Annotated in this window: 1 protein-coding gene; it reads left to right on the plus strand. The window is 64.6% G+C overall.

What is annotated here, in order from left to right:
- Nucleotides 1–2062: DNRLRE domain-containing protein (locus ACZ7HQ_RS45200; RefSeq protein WP_471003402.1), on the plus strand; the 2062-nt coding region annotated here is incomplete at its 5' end.
- Nucleotides 2063–2069 lie beyond the last annotated feature (7 nt).

Consider the following 2069-nt stretch of genomic DNA (forward strand, 5'->3'; position numbering starts at 1 on the left):
CACCCGGACAGGCTTCGAGCAGTACCTGAAACTGCGAAAGCAGCCCAAGGACGGGGCCCCGCTGGTCATGCCGCTGGTTCTCCCCGACGGCATGAAGGCCGAACAGGGTGCCGGCGGAGGCGTCGACTTCCGCACCGCGTCCGGTGAGGTGGTGGCGACGATGCCCGCTCCGACGATGTGGGACAGCCAGATCGACGCTCGCTCGCTGGAGCACACCAACCGCAAGAAGGTCGCCATGACGGTGACCCAGAGCGGCAACACCGCAGAGCTCTCCCTGCGGCCCGACACGGGGTGGCTGACCGACGAGCACACCCAGTACCCGGTCACGATCGACCCTTCCACCGACGCTCTCGATGTCCTCTTCGATACGTTCGTCCAGGGCGGCGACACCACTGACCAGTCGGTGAATACCGATCTGAAGGTCGGCTGGCCCGGTGACTACGAAGGAAGCACCAAGCGCGTCGCCCGTTCCTTCCTCACCTTCCGGACCTCGAATTTCGCCGACGCTTTGGTGTCGAAGGCCAGCCTGAAGATGTGGAACTACCACTCCTGGTCGTGCGAGAAGCGCGACTGGGAGGTGTGGGCCTCGGGTGCCGCTGACAAGAACACCCGCTGGACGAAGCAGCCGACACGCACCGACAAGATCGTTTCTTCATCGGAGACGAAGTCGGCGGCCTGCAAGACCGAGGGCTGGGCCACCGCCGACGTCACCTCACTCGCCAAGACCTGGTCCTCTGCCAAGGCGGAGACGAGCAGCATCGCCCTCAAGGCCGCCAACGAGGACGACGTCTACGCCTGGAAGCGCTTCTACTCCGCCGACGTCGCCGATCAGACGAAGATCCCCACCCTGGAGGTGACGTACAACTACCGCCCCTACAACGGCACCAACCTGCAGGCAGGCGCACCGTTCATCTCCACCGGTGGCATCTTCAAGGTCAACTCCACAACCCCGACGCTGAGGTTCTCCACCGAGGACACCAACGGCGACGACACCATCGTGGGCACCTACGAGATCACCGACACGGCGACCGGGAAGGTCGTGACCACTCTCAACGCCTCCCCCGCGGCCGCCAACAGCACTTCGCAGGTCAAGGTCCCCGCAGGCAAGCTGACCAATGGCAAGACCTACAGCTTCCGCACCACCACCTTCGACGGAGAGCACTACGCGAACGGCTGGTCTGCCCCGGTCCGCTTCACCGTCGATACCGCATGGAAGCCCACGGCGGCGGAGAGCACCCTGGGACTGGCAAACACCTACTCCGACGCTGCGGACATCACCGCAGCGACGTCCTCGGACTCCACCTACGCCTCCATCGCTGTGACTGAGGACAACATCGTCTCCATCCCCTGGGACGGCAAGAACAAGTCCATCAGCATCAAGAACGACATCATGCCCAACCAGCTTTCCATCCCGGAGGCCGGTGCCAAGGGCACGCAGGTCGGCGGCAACGTCGTCTACAACACCTCCGGTCCTGTGGACACCGTGGTCCAGCCCACCGCTGACGGCGGGTCGCGCACTCTGAACATTCTGAAGAACAGCGCGGCGCCCAAGACCTACGAGACCAGCTTCCAGATTCCCGCGGGCATGAGCGTAGTGAGGCACGACGACGGTTCCGTCTCCCTCTACTCGGCGGGCGACACCAACCCCGACGTTGCACCGGCCAGGGAAGCCGCAGCCTTCTTCGACGCCCCCTGGGCGAAGGACGCCAACGGCCGCGACATCCCCACCAGCTACAAGGTCGTCGGCAACAAGATCGTCCAGAGCGTGGAGTTCGACGCCTCCAGCGCCTTCCCGATCGTCATCGACCCCGGCTTCTGGTCGACCACCTGGAAGATCACCAAGTGCGCGGCGACCGTGGCGAGCGTCGTCTTCGCCCTGACCCCCGCCGGTTCCTCCACCAAGGTCTGGACGGCAGTCCGCCTGGTGAAGCGCATCGGCGTGAAGAAGACCGCCAACCTCATCCGCACCTACGCCAAGCGACGGAAGATGACCTCGGCGCACCGCAAGGCCGTCGCAGCTCTGCTCGGGATCACCGCGGTCAAGAACGCCTGCAAGTTCTAGGAGCACT

Source organism: Streptomyces sp. NPDC037290 (assembly GCF_055603245.1).